General features: G+C 48.4%; 13 protein-coding genes. 1 reads left to right on the top strand and 12 read right to left on the bottom strand.

Translation table 11 applies throughout. From position 1 onward, the window contains the following. Positions 1–126 precede the first annotated feature (126 nt). Positions 127–1,365: a multidrug efflux MFS transporter MdtH gene (gene mdtH / locus C1H71_RS14680; RefSeq protein ID WP_223145882.1), complete on the bottom strand. Its 1,239-nt coding sequence runs from the start codon at positions 1,363–1,365 to the stop codon at positions 127–129. Between the two features lie 95 nt (positions 1,366–1,460). Here mdtH and C1H71_RS14675 point away from each other — a divergent pair, with 95 nt between their 5' ends. Then, on the top strand, positions 1,461–2,318 hold the full coding sequence (locus C1H71_RS14675; protein WP_308418313.1) for a LysR family transcriptional regulator: 858 nt from the start codon (positions 1,461–1,463) through the stop codon (positions 2,316–2,318). A gap of 107 nt (positions 2,319–2,425) precedes the next feature. On the opposite strand, the gene murI is transcribed toward C1H71_RS14675, so the two are convergent. From murI to glgA, 11 genes are all read right to left on the bottom strand, one after another. Further along, the gene (gene murI, locus C1H71_RS14670) at positions 2,426–3,238 is read right to left on the bottom strand and encodes a glutamate racemase (protein ID WP_130107215.1); all 813 of its coding nucleotides are present in this window, start codon (positions 3,236–3,238) and stop codon (positions 2,426–2,428) included. Between the two features lie 139 nt (positions 3,239–3,377). After that, positions 3,378–4,760, bottom strand: a complete 1,383-nt coding sequence (locus C1H71_RS14665) for a peptide MFS transporter (RefSeq protein WP_130107214.1) — start codon at positions 4,758–4,760, stop codon at positions 3,378–3,380. 579 nt (positions 4,761–5,339) lie between these two features. Next, positions 5,340–5,810 carry a copper chaperone PCu(A)C gene (locus tag C1H71_RS14660; protein ID WP_130107213.1) on the bottom strand — a complete coding sequence of 157 codons (471 nt, stop codon included), beginning with the start codon at positions 5,808–5,810 and terminating at the stop codon, positions 5,340–5,342. A 678-nt stretch (positions 5,811–6,488) separates the two neighbouring features. Then, on the bottom strand, positions 6,489–7,616 hold the full coding sequence (locus C1H71_RS14655) for a hypothetical protein (RefSeq protein WP_130107212.1): 1,128 nt from the start codon (positions 7,614–7,616) through the stop codon (positions 6,489–6,491). Next, positions 7,564–8,706, bottom strand: a complete 1,143-nt coding sequence (locus C1H71_RS14650) for a methanobactin export MATE transporter MbnM (RefSeq protein WP_130107211.1) — start codon at positions 8,704–8,706, stop codon at positions 7,564–7,566. The genes C1H71_RS14655 and C1H71_RS14650 overlap by 53 nt, the downstream gene beginning before the upstream one ends. Continuing rightward, on the bottom strand, positions 8,703–9,641 hold the full coding sequence (locus tag C1H71_RS14645; protein ID WP_130107210.1) for an MbnP family copper-binding protein: 939 nt from the start codon (positions 9,639–9,641) through the stop codon (positions 8,703–8,705). Before C1H71_RS14645 ends, C1H71_RS14650 begins: the two co-directional genes overlap by 4 nt. Before the next feature lie 222 nt (positions 9,642–9,863). Beyond that, the gene (locus tag C1H71_RS14640; RefSeq protein ID WP_130107209.1) at positions 9,864–10,250 is read right to left on the bottom strand and encodes a hypothetical protein; all 387 of its coding nucleotides are present in this window, start codon (positions 10,248–10,250) and stop codon (positions 9,864–9,866) included. A gap of 119 nt (positions 10,251–10,369) precedes the next feature. Then, positions 10,370–10,627 carry a hypothetical protein gene (locus C1H71_RS14635; protein ID WP_130107208.1) on the bottom strand — a complete coding sequence of 86 codons (258 nt, stop codon included), beginning with the start codon at positions 10,625–10,627 and terminating at the stop codon, positions 10,370–10,372. Positions 10,628–10,636: 9 nt separating this feature from the next. Then, positions 10,637–11,200: an NUDIX domain-containing protein gene (locus C1H71_RS14630; protein WP_130107207.1), complete on the bottom strand. Its 564-nt coding sequence runs from the start codon at positions 11,198–11,200 to the stop codon at positions 10,637–10,639. Between the two features lie 269 nt (positions 11,201–11,469). Continuing rightward, positions 11,470–13,917 carry a glycogen/starch/alpha-glucan phosphorylase gene (locus tag C1H71_RS14625; RefSeq protein WP_130107206.1) on the bottom strand — a complete coding sequence of 816 codons (2,448 nt, stop codon included), beginning with the start codon at positions 13,915–13,917 and terminating at the stop codon, positions 11,470–11,472. 113 nt (positions 13,918–14,030) lie between these two features. After that, entirely contained in the window at positions 14,031–15,473 is a 1,443-nt protein-coding gene (gene glgA, locus C1H71_RS14620; RefSeq protein WP_130107205.1) for a glycogen synthase GlgA, read from the bottom strand. Between the last annotated feature and the right edge of the window lie 341 nt (positions 15,474–15,814).

The following is a 15,814-nucleotide window of genomic DNA, read 5'->3' as shown; positions in this document are numbered from 1 at the left end:
AGCAGGCTAGGCGTAAGAAAAAAAAATTAACAAGCGCTACTTATAAAGGATATATACCATTTTTCATGGGCTTAAGCTTACAACGTGTTCAGTGAAATTATTTTCAAGCCCGACACAATACTGTAATCAACCCAGCCTTAAACGGTACTTAAACCCCCTAAATAAAGGAAAAAACTGCCTGTGTAAAGCCATAAAAGTAAGACTACCAATCAGACTCAGCGCGAGCCAAGGCAAGCTTGGCGCATTCAAGCTACGCGCGTTATCCAGCAAAAATCCCCCGCCGGTATAACCAAACAAGCCACCTAAAGCCAAGCCCATCCGCCCCATTCCCATATAGCTTGCTCTCGCCTCTGGTTGAGCAAAACGAGCAAGCAGCGCTTCTCTAGCTGGCTCGGTAATTAATGTACCCAAATAAAAAAAAGTCAGCACCACAAATGCCGCCACAATTTCATTCACCATAGCCATAGCCGCCATGCTCAAAGTCATTAAAGCAATTCCCGCTAAAACCCGTGCTTCTAGACTAAAATATCGCTCTCCTAATCTTGCCAATGGATAAAGTAAACACAGCGCCAACATGGCATCCAAGCTATACATCCACCCCACCGCCTGCGCCGTACCTGCCAATTGCTTTATCACCACAGGCATCAGCAGCATGATTTGCACACAGAGCACGTAATAGCCGCTTAGCGTCAGCACAAACACCAGAAAAGGCTTATCTGCCAACACCGTGCGAATAGCAGCCAAAGCCGAAGTCCGCCTTGCAGCAACTTTATACGCAGGTAAGAAAATAGCATTCACCAAGGCTGTTAATACAAAGGCCACACAGCCGCCCATCGCCACCCAATAAAAATCAAAAGCCAGCAACCATGAGCCAATCAAAGCCCCCAACATGGCTGCAGCACTCTCTTGCATCATTAATAGCGAATAAAAACGATTACGCTCAGCAGGGCGAGTCAGCTTAATGATTAAAGCGCCACGGGGCGGATCAAATAACATACCGCCTAAGCCAGATAGCACACAGGAAAAAACTAAAATACTGGGGTGACTTGCCCATGCCATCACGGCAAAACCTGCCGCCCGCAGCAGCATCCCAGCCACAATCAAAGGCTTTGCCCCAAAACGATCCGCCAAAGAGCCACCAATTAAACCCAAACCCTGCTGCGATAACTGCCGCACGCCCAAAGCCAAACCCACGGCCGCGGCTGCCCAACCTAATTGGTCCACAAAGTGCAGGCTAATCAGCGGAAATACTAAAAAGAAACCACAAACCACCAGCATATTGTCCAACATAATAAAACGCCGCCCCAAGCGCCTTGCCCGCTCTGCCCCCGCCATTTTCTTGCCCCTTATGAATGATTTGTGCATATTCTGAGCCGTTAACAGTTATTATAGAAGTCGTTAACTGCTAATATTTAATATGGGTTTTTCTTATGGCTCTTAGCCTTGATGATTTGTAATTACTGCTTGATATCGAGGCCTGTGGCAGCTTTAGTCAAGCGGCAGCACGGCGGGGCTGGTCACAGCCTCAGGTGAGTCAGCGCGTAAGCCTGCTAGAGGCTGATTTAGGCACGCAGTTATTTCAACGCCATCGCCGAGGAGCCATTGCCACAGCCGCTTGCCTCGGCTTTTTACCGTCGGTAAAAGAAGCCTTAGCCGCTCTAGAAACCGGCCGCCAAGCTCTGCAAGGCGCACCGGCCCTTCCCAGAATGCAGTTAGCCTGCATGCCCTCTTTGGCATCGGTGATTTTTGGCCCTATTTTGGTCGCGCTGGCCAAAGCGCCGCTTGAAATACGCTGCAATACCGATCATTCGCCCAATATCATGGAGCAACTTTTAAGCAGTAAAGCCCAGCTAGGCTTTATTTTAAAATGTCCACCTATGGCAGGCATTCAGATGGAGCGTATTTGGCGCTCCTCTATTGTGGCGGTGGTGCACAAACGCCACCCGCTTGCCCGCTCCGGCGTTTTAAGCTTGGCGGATATCGCCAACGAGCAGCTCGCCCCGCAATTTTGGGGGGATGGTTGTGATCAACTTATTAGCCAGCTACGCAGTTATCGCACCGCTAGCGGCCCCATCCACGCCATTCAACCCGCCAGCGCCGCCCGCGAAATGGCGATGGAGCATGGTTTTTTAACTTTTATGCCGGAAGTCGCCGTTAAGCGGGATTTGCGTGAAGGGCGGCTAATCAAACTAGCAATCAGCGATTTACCGGTTTGGGAATGGGAGGTCATGATGGCGTGGCGCAGCGGCAAACGCAGCGATAGCAGCAAGCAGCTCGTCATAGATACCGTTAGGGCGATGGCGGCAGACTGGGCTTAAACTGCATACCCAAAAATAATCACCAACAAAAAACACGAAGAAACCACCTTAAACCTCGGTGTTTGTTCGTGTTTCTTTTGGCCTCACCCGCTGTACCCAGAGCGCGATTACAAATTAACCCGCTCAATTTTATTCAAGCTGCGCCCCAAAAAGCGCTCGCCTACGCTTTGGAATTTAACTGGCACATCGGTCACATAAAAGCGGTATTCCGGCGCAAGATGACTGGGGTTTGCCATACCAGAAGACTGCAATAAATCAGCCGCCTGATCGGCAATGGATAAGGCCGAATCCACCAGTTTCATTCGCCCACCGACCAAATCTAAAAGCAGCGGCTTAATCAGCGGATAGTGAGTACAGCCCAATACCAACGTGTCGATCTTTTCTACGAAAACAGGCTTTAAGTATTCCTGAGCCGTGAGCTTAGTGACCGGATGATCTAACCACCCCTCTTCGACTAGCGGCACAAACAGCGGGCAGGCTTGCGAATACACACGGTAACTAGGATTAAGTTGGTGAATTGCTCGGGCATAGGCGTTAGAGTTAATCGTGGCTGGCGTACCAATCACGCCAATACCCCCCGTCCAGCTGACTTCTACCGCATTGCGAGCACCGGCTTCGATCACATCAAGCACCGGCACATTGGAATTGGCACGCACCAAATCGGCCGCTACCGCCGCCATCGTATTACAGGCAATGATCAACATTTTTACCTGCTGATTTTGCAAGAATTGGGCGATCTCTTGAGTGAAATGGGCAATAGTATCCACCGATTTCACCCCGTAAGGCACTCGGGCAGTATCACCAAAATAAATAATATTTTCAAACGGCAGTCTGTCCATGAGGGCGCGCACTACAGTTAAACCGCCAACGCCAGAATCAAACACGCCAATAGGATGAGAAGGAAGAGATGGATTTTGCATGGGGAGGCATTTTACGCCTGAGCGCTGATCAGAGCGAGCTAGATATTTAAGCAATGCAAGTAGCACTCCCCTCTAAGGCAAAAAAACAGCCCGCTATACGCAAAGCGCAGCAGCGGGCTGTTGATCAGAGCACAAAAATTTAAGCGATTACGTCTTGGTGCATCATTTTTTGCAGCTTTTTGGTTGAAAGCAGCAACAGTGCCGCCGCCGCCATCGCCATCCCTACAAACAGCATAAAGAACTCATAGATACTGCTGATTTGGTAGCCCATAAAGCTTGGAATAGCTTGGCCAGCTTCTGGATAGAAACCAGCCAAAACACCCGCAAACCAGTTAGCTGCAGCGCTAGCCGTAAACCATACCGCCATGAGCAGCGAGGCAAAGCGGGCCGGAGCCAGCTTATTCACAAGTGAGAGGCCAATCGGGGAAAGACACAGCTCACCCATGGTGTGCAGCCAGTACATTGTAACCAGCCACATAATGGATACTTTTACGCCTGGCTCGATGTGTTTTACCGCCATGGCAATCACGATATAACCAAAGCCTAGAAACAACAGACCCCATGCCATTTTAGTGGGTGAGCTAGGCTCTGCGCCGCGCTTGGATAGAAAGGTCCAAAGGGATGCCAATACCGGAGCAAAAATCAGCACAAATACAGGGTTAAGCGATTGAAACCATGATGTTGGTACAACAAAGCCCAGTACTTCACGATCTAGCGATTCAGCAGCAAAGAATGTCAGCGATACACCCGCCTGCTCAAATGCCGACCAAAAGAAAATCACGAAAAATGACAATACACCAATCACGATAATACGTTCGATATCAACTTGAGTCAGTGGTGTATCACGCTTAGCCCGCTCTTCTGCGCTGATTTTTCCTGGTGCTAAGCCGATTAACTTACCTACTGGATCAACCAAATACTTATCACGGAAAGAGATAAAGATCGCCAAAGAAATCAGCATCCCCACGCCCGCAGTTAAAAAACCCCAGCGAAAATCAGCCGGATTACCCGTGTCGCCCAAAGCACCACAAATCAGCGGAGCCATAAACGAGCCTAAGTTAATCCCCATATAAAAGATGGTATAGGCGGTGTCTTTACGGCTATCGTTTGCCTCGTAAAGCTGGCCAACCATCGTCGAAATATTCGGTTTAAAAAAACCATTACCCGCAATAATAAAACCGAGACCACTGTAAAAAAATGGAATGGCAAGCTTTGCTTCTTGATACCAAGTTCCTGCACAAAACAACAGAAACTGACCAAGTGCCATCAATACGCCACCAACAACAATAGAGCGGCGATTACCCCAGAAACGATCAGCGACATAGCCACCGACCAGCGGTGCCAAATACACCAAACCCGTGTATTGCCCATACAGCGCCGAGGTAAAATGCTTGTCAAACGACAGCGCAGAAATCATAAACAGCGCTAATAAAGCACGGTTGCCGTAGTAAGAAAAGCGCTCCCACATTTCAGTGGCGAATAAAAGGTAGAGGCCTTTAGGGTGGCTAGACTGATTTGCCATCTGGGCATCCTTTGTAAGTATGAAGTGTTGTATTGCTACTATTAATACCTTACAAACGTAGCGGTGCGTTACTTAAAAATCCCATTTTTGCAGGGGTAATTTTCACACCACAGGAACTAAATACGCAAAAATAGAACAAAGGCGACGTAAATAATATGCCTTATTAGTGTGTAAATTGCCCGCCATGTCGCGTAAAGACTTACTTTTCAGCCAGAATCAATTTTCTATACGTAGCAATTTAGGCCAATGCAGAGATAAAGCAGCAAGAGCATCGCTCTTTATGCCATAAGCGTGCTTGATTTAGCGCAGATATTGGCACTTTATGCTGATGATAAACGCATAAAGTGCCATAAATTGAGAACAACAGGAAATCAAAGGCAAAAATATTGCTAACAACATAAGCTTGCTTAAAGCAAAAATAGACAATCAATTACTTACAAAATAAGAAATGTATCTGGCTTTACGAAAGCCGTCTTGCAGCAAGAAGAGCGAAGTCACGAAATTATTAAAACGAAGGGAACGGCTGGCTGCTAGCCAGCCATGCCCTGGATAACGCTGCTACCCTACTAAGCTACGTCATTAATGAAAATGCCCTTCTGCCGCCTTAGCACCCACTTCGCGCTCCTGCACCATCACCGACACCTCTACCGCCCCTGATTTTTTAAACTGCAGTTTCAGCGGAAATTTATCCCCAGCTTTTAACGGCTGTTTTAGGCCAAACATCATCAAGTGATAGCCCATGCCCGGTTTCATCTTGATGGTTTCACCGGCTTTGACTTCTAGCTCATTAATCTGGCGCATTTTCATTACATCACCCTCCATGCTCATAGTATGCAGCTCAACCCGCTCGGCACGAGCTGTACTAGCCGCAAGCAGCACATCGGCCTCGCCTTTATTTTCAAGCCCAATATAAGCCGCGCCAACATCCTTACCAGGCAGTGTTGGCACTGAAAAAGGATGAACCACCCGGATATCCCCAGCTTTGTATTCATGGGCAAACGCCGAAACAGACAACACGGAAGAAGCGAGTAATAAAGCGATTTTTTTCATTTTTAGAATCCCTGATTTAAAAGTGGAAGATGGTTTTGAAACATGGATAGGAATGTTGGGCTTCGTTTCACTCCGCACCAACTCAGCTCTAACGCACAAGCGCTAGAATGTGCAAAGGCACTGGATCTTGCGCACTCTAAAAACATTAAAAAAACGACACCATTTAAGCACTGTTTTTCGCATGGAAACCTAGGGTCTGTTGACGTTTCATTCACCATTGCGCTGAGCCGGAAAACGGCCAAGCACAAGGCATGTAACGAAGGCAATAACGGGTTATTGTCGAGGAGCATAACGCAGTGAATGGCCATTTTCCGGCTCAGCCCTTCGGGTTTAGCCCATTTTTGGGGCTGCACGGCGTTAAAAATCGCTCATGGTACTCGTACCATGTCGCCATTTTCTCCTTGTTCAGCCCCAAAACTGGGCCAAACGCAGCCGCGAATGAAACGTCAATAGACCCTAGCAGCCTGTCGGACTTAAGACTGATCTACTACGGAAAAGCCGGATTTGGCCATATTTCACGCATTTTCTCGTTGAATAGCCAGCTATTCGCCTCAAAAACCCACGAAATCTGTCTCAAACTGGTTTTTCCCTCGCTACGATCGCTTAAGTCCGACAGGCTGCTAGTGCTCTCTGGAGCCCCCCCTAGTTCAAAACTTCTCTGCTGTGTGCCTGCATAAATCAGTACAGCCGGTCATTCATTTGCCATTGCAACATAGCCATACGGTTTGATTCGCCATTTATATGAGTCTGATACAACTCTAGCGCCAACAAATGCGCGGTGTGAGCTTGCCAAGCCAAGCGCACACCCGTTTGCCGTGGCCATTCATCGCTATTGGCGATGCCATTTTTACTGGCAATTTGTGCGGCATTAACGCCGCTTAGCTGATGATGGATAGCCATCTGCTCATGCCTTAGCGCAAGGCTTAGCTCTGTATTGATCGACACGCCCCCTTCCAGCGCAAATCCTGTTAATTCGCCCTGATAATTAACCTTAGCCAAGGTGCTTTCAAGTTGGCCATCCTGCTTTTGCCAACTTGCAGCCCCGTGCAGCCAAAACTGATCGCCTTGCCAGCGTGCATTGGCGCGCATGAGTAGGGTATCTCCAGCAAAACAATCAATCAGCTGAGCGCAACCTGTAACTTGCCCTGCATGGCTATGGCCGGTGTGCGCATCAGAGGCCAAAGAGCGTTTAACCTCCGCCACGTAAGCCGCATGCCCACTGATATGCCAAGGCCCATCCTGCCACTCCAGCCCTGTGCTCCAGAGCGCACTTTCTGTCCCAGGTAAACCTGCTCCTCTAAATACACCCGCGTGACCAGTCACCGCACCAGTGGCATAGCGCAGCGCTAAGCCATCTTCGTGCCAGTGATCATCTCCCAGTACAGTGTTCAGCCAAAGCTCTGGTAAAGCCCAAGCACTTAAACCGCCACTGGCCAATAGTGGCGACTGCCGCCCTAGCGTCCACTGCGTAGCCCCTGCGTGATAAAAAAAAGCAGCATGATCCACGGCCATACCCTGCTCATGGTCGTCATAAGCCAGCACCACATGGCTACTTAAGTCCTGCAGCCAGCGCTGCTGCCAAGCAAGGCCAGAGCCACCGTAGCGCATACCACGCAGGTCTTCTTGGCTGGCGGCCAGAACTGGCAGAGCGGATGGCCACGCTGACTCTGCGCTTAAATAGCGAACATTGCTTAAGAGATGAATCTCTGTGGCAGCCCCTTCATCGTCATGCGGCCTGTCGTGCGCCAGCGCACTATTTGCTGCGGCGAGGATCAGCGAAGCGCTGATCATTAATAAATTTTTCATCGGTCAGAGTCTTTAAATAGGCGACGATATTGGCTTTGTCTTGCTCGTTTAACTGAATACGAACAATCAAATCACTTTTAAATGGATTAAGACGGCCATCCCCTCTATGCGGGCCGGTTTTAATTTCACGCCCCCCTGCGGCGTAAAAATCCAGCGCTTCTTCCAGCGTAGCGATGCTGCCATCGTGCATATAGGGGGCGGTTAGCGCCACATTGCGTAAGCTGGGCGCACGAAACATGCCCATATCACGCGGCACACCGCTCAGCTCAAACAAGCCTCGGTTAGGCTCGGGAAAGCCCCCCTTACCATCGATATTGTAAAGACCCGTGTTATGAAACAAAGCCTCAGTCAGGCCAGAACCGGCATGCACCACCTGATCATTAAAATTAAAGCTACCGTGGCAATGAAAGCACTCCGCCTGCTCGCCAAAAAACAGATCTTTACCGCGCAGCTCGGCTGCCGACAGCGTGGCCTTACCTTGCAAATATTGATCATATTTAGAAGAAGCAGAAATCAACCCGCGCTGAAAAGTGGCAATGGCTTTAATGATCTGGCTAAAGCCGATTGGCTCGCCAGGGAAAACCTCAGCAAAGCGCTGCACATAATCACGATCAGCCTGAAAGCGCGCCAACACCGTGGCTTTGTTCTGATCATTGACGCCCATTTCTACTGGATGCTCGGCAAACAAGGGCACTTCCATTTGCCGCTCTAGCGTAACCAATGCCGGATTCGCCCAAGTGTACGTACTGTGCCAAGCCACATTGGCCAGATTCTGCGCATTACGCGGCGTGTGTTCACCGGTAGAGCCTGTCGCCACAGCGCGGCCATCCGTAAATGCTTTGCCCTGCTCATGACAGGAAGCACAGCTTTGCTGGCCGTTGCCAGACAGCCTTACGTCATAAAACAAGGCGCGGCCGAGCTGAAACTTGGCCTCGCTCATTGGGTTGTCGCTAGGCACTTTTGGAGTAGGGAAATAAAACGGCAGCGCCCATGACCAACTCGCACTCTGGCGAGCCGGATCATCGGTAGAAGTGCCCGACTGCACGCAGCCGCCGAGCACTAACGCTGCCAGCAGGCAGCGTAAAATCATTTCAGTTCAACCTTAAATACTTTAGAGAAATTGCCATCGCCCTTAGGCAGGCCCGCATCCTTCTTACCTGCAGCTGATTCATTCAGATTCAGATCAAGATTATTAAAGATTTGCGCGCATTCCGGATCGGTCGGCCCGCTCATGCAGCCCATCGCCCCACCCGCATCTTGGCTGAGATCCACCCCTTGCAAGAGGCTGGCTAAATCCAGCACCACCCGCTGCTTTGCCACATCAAAGCTGGCAAAACGCAGCGGCAGAATATTTGGATTGCTGCAGCTAAACAAATTGGCATTTACTGCATCAGCCTTGCAGCCCGTTGCGCCTAAGTGAAAGAACCAATTCACGGTTTTGCCGTTAACTGCGGGCACATCCGGATTAAGCTCCAGCTGCACAAAGCGACGCCCCGCCTGCCAGCTCCAGCCCAGTGCCATAATATCCAACGGCGAAGGCACCGCCATTGTGTCGCTGTGATTAAGAATCACCTCTTTGCCTGCCGCATCTTTGGCGGTATCAGGTGCACCCACTTTAAAGCTAAGCCCCACATACTGGCCGCTTGGCGCAGTACCTGTAACCTGCTGGTTTAGCGCTGAGCTGCCGACGCAATTACCCGTTTTATTTTCAAAATCCAGCATCGCCACATTCAGGTATTGCGAGGCATTTTGCGTGAGCGCCAGCGGCACTTCCTGCCCCAAGGCATTGATCAGTTTAATGTCGTGTACATAAAGGCGGGCATCACGCAACTTGGCAGATGTGGCACGGCTCCCCAGTGCTGGCAATGTGGTATTACATTCCGCCGTTTGCCCACCGGCTTTTAACGCAAACTGCACCGCAACCGCCTGATCTGGCTGTGGGCTAATAGGCGTGGCTGTGGCGCTATCACCACTAGAATTGCAGGCAGACAAAATAAGGCAGGCAAGAATGGCATATAAACGCATGGTTTTCTCCAAACAGCATAAAAAAGCACGCCAGATAAACTGGGTGCAAAAAGGCTGAGCAGATCCATACAAACGCGCGAGTGTTTAGACAAAAGGCTGAAAAACCTCAGATCCGTAGACACAGAGCCAAATAAGAACAAAAGCAAACAGACAAACCTTAGGTTTTTTCTGTGTTTACAGAATTTAGCTTTTTAACCCTAGCATGCGGATATCAAGAATCTGCTAGGAAAAAACAGGCGGGGCATGGCCCGGGGGAGGATGGGATATATTGCGATGCAGGCGCAGCGGTGGCGCTGCTGGCATGCCAAAACTATGCGGCAACATGGCCACAGCCGCTATCGTTGCCGGTATAGCGACTGCCGGTGCCTGAGTCTGATCGGCATGGGCACAGAGCACACAGGCTGGGGCGGCCTTAGCTAATAAAGATTCAGACTTACTACCAGGAAGCTGGCTGAGTTGATATTCAACAATCGGTGTCATCGTGCCGCAGAAAACGCTGCTTCTTAAAGCAGACTGCGGCAATGTGGCGTGCAGCAAGGGCATCAGGACGTGCAGCATGATCGCCAAGAAGGCAATACCTATGCTGAGCTGATAGCGGCGTACTGTCATAAACCAGAAAGTGCGGGGAAAGATCAGATTATATTGGCATAGGCCGCTGGCATCCAAGCAAAATCAGCAGCCACAAGAAAATAAGCCTGAAATCTCGCCAGCGCCAAGGGGCCAAGCGTTTATTTTTTCCCATGCCTTAATTCAGACTTAGCCTTATGTACTAGTTTTTTGCATTCAAAATCCGGCAGAGGATTGGCATTGATATGCTTTACATCTGCCTTCATTAAATAAGCCAGCGCCTTGTTTCTGGAGGCCAGCGAATAATCCTCTTTGTTTTCATGGATTTCATCACGAGTTTTCTGAATTAAACTCTCACAATCGGCCAAGACCAGACCACTGGCCATCATTAATGCCATCAATATCGTTTTATACTGCATCACGACTCCTTAAATTAAATCTTGTTTGCTACTGAGCATCTTCTCTGCCCAAAAAATACCAGCCACGGTTTTACCATCGGTGATCGATCCATCCAGTACCCCAGCTATCAACTCATCTAGGCTCAGGGAAACACACTCCACAAACTCGCCCTCATCCAGCTGGGCCTGGCCTGCAGTTAAATCCTCGGCAAGATAAAAATGAATTTCTTCATTGGTATAGCTGATGATGGGGTGATGCACGCCCAATTTTTGCCACTTCTGCGCGGTATACCCGGTTTCTTCCAATAGCTCGCGCTTGCCGCAAGCCAGTGCATCTTCACCGGCATCCAGCTTGCCTGCCGGGAACTCCAAATACACGCGATGCATAGGGTAGCGATACTGCCGCTCCATCAGCAGCTTGCCATCGGGCAACACAGGGATAATCATCACGGCACCGGGGTGGATCACATATTCACGCGTGGCATGGCTACCATCAGGCAAGCGCACAGTGTCACGGTTGATATGTAATAAAGCGCCATCAAATACCCGCTCGCTACTAATTTTTTCTTCAATTAAATGTTGATCTTTTTGCATGGATTCCCAGCAGATTGATAATTAAAAATTGCTGTCGGCACAGCGTTAAATGAGTGATCAGAGAATACACAAAAGTGAAAAAATATCTCTGCTGTAGTCCAAACATCGTCATTCCCGAATACTTTTATCGGGAATCCAGCGGCTCTGCAAAATCCCCGATAGAAACACGGGGATAACACAATAATTCAGCTTCTGAGGTGCTGCGGTATATATATGATCTCGTTTTCTATCATTGTTTCAGCATTACTCTAACCATACCGCAACAACAATTACAATTTAACACTGCTGCTATTCCATATTTTACGCGCATATTCGCTAATACTGCGGTCTGATGAAAAGCGCCCCATCCCTGCCACATTAAACAGCGCCTTTTTATGCCATTCCAATGGTTTTAAATACAGGGCGTCTACTTTCCCCTGCACTTTGACATAATCGGCAAAATCAGCCAATAATTGATAATGGTCGCCCCAATTAACCAGTAAATCAAATAACACCCGATATCGCTCCGGCTCATCAGGGCTAAATACGCCCGATGCAATGCTATTTAATACCTCGTGCAAAATAGGATCTGCCTCATAAATAGCCCGTGGGTTATAGGATTCTTGCCGCAGGCGTTGTACATCGTCGCTATTATTGCCAAATATAAAAATATTATCCGCCCCCACCGCTTGGCCAATTTCAATATTGGCACCATCTAAAGTACCAATCGTTAACGCGCCATTTAATGCAAACTTCATATTTCCTGTGCCTGATGCCTCGGTGCCTGCGGTAGAAATCTGCTCAGATAAATCAGCCGCAGGAATAATGATTTCAGCAAGGCTAACGCTATAATTAGGAATAAAAACCACTTTAAGCTTATCGCCCACCCTAGTGTCATGATTAATCTTACTACCCACATCATTAATTAAATGAATTAATAATTTAGCTGTTTTATATGCAGATGCCGCTTTACCTGAAAAAATAACTACCCTAGGCACAATTGCAGCATCTGGATTTTTTAAAATATACTGATAACGCGCAATCACATGCAATAAATTTAACAACTGCCGTTTATATTCATGGATACGTTTTACTTGCACATCAAATAGTGCATCAGGGGATACCACCCCACCCAAATGCGTAGCAATATAACGAACCAAACGTTGTTTATTTTGCCGTTTAGCCGCCATAAAACAATTTATAAAATCTTCATCCTCGGCCCAAGGTTTTAGCTCGGCTAATTCATCTAAATTCACCCGCCAAGTTTTGCCAATTTTATCGTCTATCAAAGCAGCCAGCGGCCGATTCGCCTGAGCTAACCAGCGCCTAGGCGTAATGCCATTAGTTACATTGGTAAAGCGCTCTGGATAAATACGAGCGAAATCAGCAAAGATGGTCGATTTCATTAATTGTGAATGCAGGGCAGAAACGCCATTCACCTTATGGCTAGCCACTACGGCAATATAAGCCATTCTAATTTTACGCTCGCCCGATTCATCCACTAAAGAAACACGGCTAATCAAAGCATCATCACCAGCAAAACGCTGTTTAACCTCGGCTAAAAATCGCTCATTAATATCAAAAATAATTTTTAAATGTCGGGGCAATAAATGAGCAAACATCTCTACCGGCCATGTTTCCAGCGCTTCGCTCATCAGAGTATGATTCGTATAAGAAAAAATCTTTTGCGTATGCCCCCAAGCCGTATCCCAATCCAGATGAAATTCATCCATCAATAATCGCATTAACTCAGGCACCGCTAATACTGGATGCGTGTCATTTAAATGAATTGCAGTTTTATCGCTTAATTGATTAAAATCTTCGTGGGTAAATAGATAGCGATGCAAAATATCTTGCAAAGAAGCTGAAACAAAAAAATATTCCTGTCGTAATCTAAGCTCTTTGCCATGCTGGGTAGAGTCATCAGGGTACAAAACCCTAGAGACATTTTCACTATGATTTTTCTCCTCTACCGCCGCAAAATAATCGCCCTGATTAAACATATGTAAATTAATACTGCGCGATGCCCTAGCCGACCAAAGCCTAAGTGTATTGGTGGCCGTGGTCTGATAGCCGGGAATAATATAATCATAAGCCATCGCCAATACATCTTGCGTATCCAGCCAATGTACCGTATTGCCAGTGTTTTCTATTCGCCCGCCGAATTGCACCACATATTGAGTTTCATCACGGGGGAATTCCCATACATTTAAAGCAGACAGCCAAGTATCGGGGGCTTCAACTTGCTGTCCATCAATAATGCGCTGCTTAAACATTCCAAAATCATAGCGTATGCCATAGGCAAAACCTGGCACGCCCATGGTTGCCATTGAATCTAAAAAACAAGCGGCCAATCGGCCCAAGCCTCCATTACCCAAAGCCGCATCAGGCTCGTGATCTAAAATCTCATTTAAATCCACCCCCATTTCATCCAGTGCAGCTTTTACTGGCTCAAACAATTCCAAAGCCAATAGCGCATTTGATAAAGCACGGCCAATTAAAAACTCCATCGATAAATAATAAACCCGCTTTAAATCCTGAGAATACTGCGCCCGCGTGGTGCGCATCCAGCGCTCAACTAATCTATCCCGCACAGCCAAAAAAGTCGCATTCAGCCAATCTTTAGGCTGCGCCACGATAGGGTCCTTACCAATAAAAAAAACCAGCTTATTCGCAATAGCTTGTTTTAAAGCCTCGGTGTCATTACCAGGGGAATCGTATTCAAAAGAAACCGTCATCGGGATAATCCTTTGTTAAAAACACTGACTGCGTTGCTGACATGCCTTATAAACTAATAATGACTCAATGCTTGTTTGGTTAAAGATTTAGGGGGGTGTCCGCACCAAAATCATCACCTTATTTCACCAATCAACTTTTCATACAAAGCCATATACTGCGTGGCCGCTGCGCTCCAGCCAAAATCAGCTTGCATGGCGCTGCGTCTAACTATTTTCCAGTCTTTAGTACGATGCCAAAGGATAAAGGCGCGGCGCAGGGCGCGGCTGAGGCTGGCTGCGTTAAAGTCGTCAAAGACAAAGCCAGTGGCGCTGGCGTCTTCTAGGTTTTCTAGGCTGCAATCGATAACCGTATCGGCAAGGCCGCCGACTCTGCGCACCAAGGGTAGTGCGCCATATTTTAGGGCGTAGAGCTGGGTGAGGCCGCAGGGCTCAAAACGGCTGGGCACGAGTAGCACATCAGCGGCGGCCATAATGCGATGCGAACAATCTTCGTCATAGCCAATTTGCACGGCAATTTGCGCTGGATTGGCTGCGGCAGCGGCTTTAAAGGCGTCTTCCAAGGCAGCGTCCCCTCCGCCTAAAAGCACAAACTGCCCGCCTCTGGACGTGATTTCATCCAGTGCTGCCAGTACCAGATGCAGGCCTTTTTGCTCGGTAAGGCGGCTAACCACGGCAAACAGCGGTTGATCGCTAGTTTGATCTAAACCCATCCGCGTTTGCATATCTAGCTTGCACTTGGCCTTGCCTTGCGTTTTTTCCACGCTATAGTTTGCAGCGATCAGCGGGTCGAGACTCGGATTCCACACCTGATCGTCTACGCCATTCAAGATGCCAGTTAGATCTGCTTTTCTGGTTCTGAGTAGGCCATCAAGTCCGCAGCCTTGCTCATCATGGGTGATTTCGCTGGCGTAGCGAGGGGAAACGGTGGAGATATGATCGCAAAAATACAGCCCTGCTTTCATAAAAGAAATCTTGCCGTGAAACTCGATGCCTTCCAGCGAAAAAAACTCAGGTGGCAATTCCAGACTGGCAAAAGCCGAGGGCGGAAACACCCCCTGATAAGCCAAGTTATGCACCGTAAACACGCTTTTTGCTGGCCGGCCCGCAGCCACTAAGTAAGCTGGCACAAGGCCCGCATGCCAATCGTGAGCATGCACCAGCTCTGCTCGCCAATAAGGATCTAAGCCACTGGCAAGCTGCGCCGCCACCCAGCCCAAGAGGGCAAAACGCAGATGATTATCACTATAAGGCTGCTGGCCCACATCAAGGTAAGGGCTACCGGGGCGATCAAAGCAATGTGGCGCGTCGATGACATACACGGCAATGCCGCTGGCAGTATGCCCAAATAAAATCCTAATTGGCCCCGCCATGCTATTCACGGTAGCGACTTCACCTTGAATATTAAGCCCCGCCAAAATCGCCGGAAAGCCAGGTAAAAGCACGCGCACATCACAGCCCAAATCCCCCAGCGCCAAGGGCAAAGCCCCTGCCACATCGGCCAGCCCGCCGGTTTTTAACAGCGGAAACAACTCGGCACATACATGTAACACGCGCATAAATACCTACCCCTTGCTATTGGTTTTAAAACAAGCTCTACAGACACTGAGCTTTAATAAGCACATAGAAAAAACATAGCGCTAATTAATTACATAAATGCTGATGCTCTGCACTGAGGTCGCTAAATATCAATCCACAGAGAGCACGGTGTTTCTCAGAGAAAAGAGCCTACAAATCTTTTTGTGCAAATGCCGTTGGAATTAATAATAGCCATTTAACCAATCCCCATGCATCAGGATAGTTGAGATATTCCCTTTTTAGGATTTCAACTTACTTAGGGAGCTGGTTACTCATCATGTCGCGTATTTCCGAGACTCGTAAAGATGCCATTTTAAGCAAG

It is taken from the genome of Iodobacter fluviatilis (assembly GCF_004194535.1).
Taxonomy (GTDB): domain Bacteria; phylum Pseudomonadota; class Gammaproteobacteria; order Burkholderiales; family Chitinibacteraceae; genus Iodobacter; species Iodobacter fluviatilis_A.
The sequence above is the reverse complement of the archived record's forward strand: the minus strand, read 5'-3'. Positions and strand labels throughout refer to the sequence as shown.

Coding starts and splice junctions, on each gene's coding strand:
- mdtH (WP_223145882.1), bottom strand. CDS start 1,365: ATGCACAAATCATTCATAAGGGGCAAGAAAATGGCGGGGGCAGAGCGG.
- murI (WP_130107215.1), bottom strand. CDS start 3,238: ATGCAAAATCCATCTCTTCCTTCTCATCCTATTGGCGTGTTTGATTCT.
- C1H71_RS14665 (WP_130107214.1), bottom strand. CDS start 4,760: ATGGCAAATCAGTCTAGCCACCCTAAAGGCCTCTACCTTTTATTCGCC.
- C1H71_RS14660 (WP_130107213.1), bottom strand. CDS start 5,810: ATGAAAAAAATCGCTTTATTACTCGCTTCTTCCGTGTTGTCTGTTTCG.
- C1H71_RS14655 (WP_130107212.1), bottom strand. CDS start 7,616: ATGAAAAATTTATTAATGATCAGCGCTTCGCTGATCCTCGCCGCAGCA.
- C1H71_RS14650 (WP_130107211.1), bottom strand. CDS start 8,706: ATGATTTTACGCTGCCTGCTGGCAGCGTTAGTGCTCGGCGGCTGCGTG.
- C1H71_RS14645 (WP_130107210.1), bottom strand. CDS start 9,641: ATGCGTTTATATGCCATTCTTGCCTGCCTTATTTTGTCTGCCTGCAAT.
- C1H71_RS14640 (WP_130107209.1), bottom strand. CDS start 10,250: ATGACAGTACGCCGCTATCAGCTCAGCATAGGTATTGCCTTCTTGGCG.
- C1H71_RS14635 (WP_130107208.1), bottom strand. CDS start 10,627: ATGCAGTATAAAACGATATTGATGGCATTAATGATGGCCAGTGGTCTG.
- C1H71_RS14630 (WP_130107207.1), bottom strand. CDS start 11,200: ATGCAAAAAGATCAACATTTAATTGAAGAAAAAATTAGTAGCGAGCGG.
- C1H71_RS14625 (WP_130107206.1), bottom strand. CDS start 13,917: ATGACGGTTTCTTTTGAATACGATTCCCCTGGTAATGACACCGAGGCT.
- glgA (WP_130107205.1), bottom strand. CDS start 15,473: ATGCGCGTGTTACATGTATGTGCCGAGTTGTTTCCGCTGTTAAAAACC.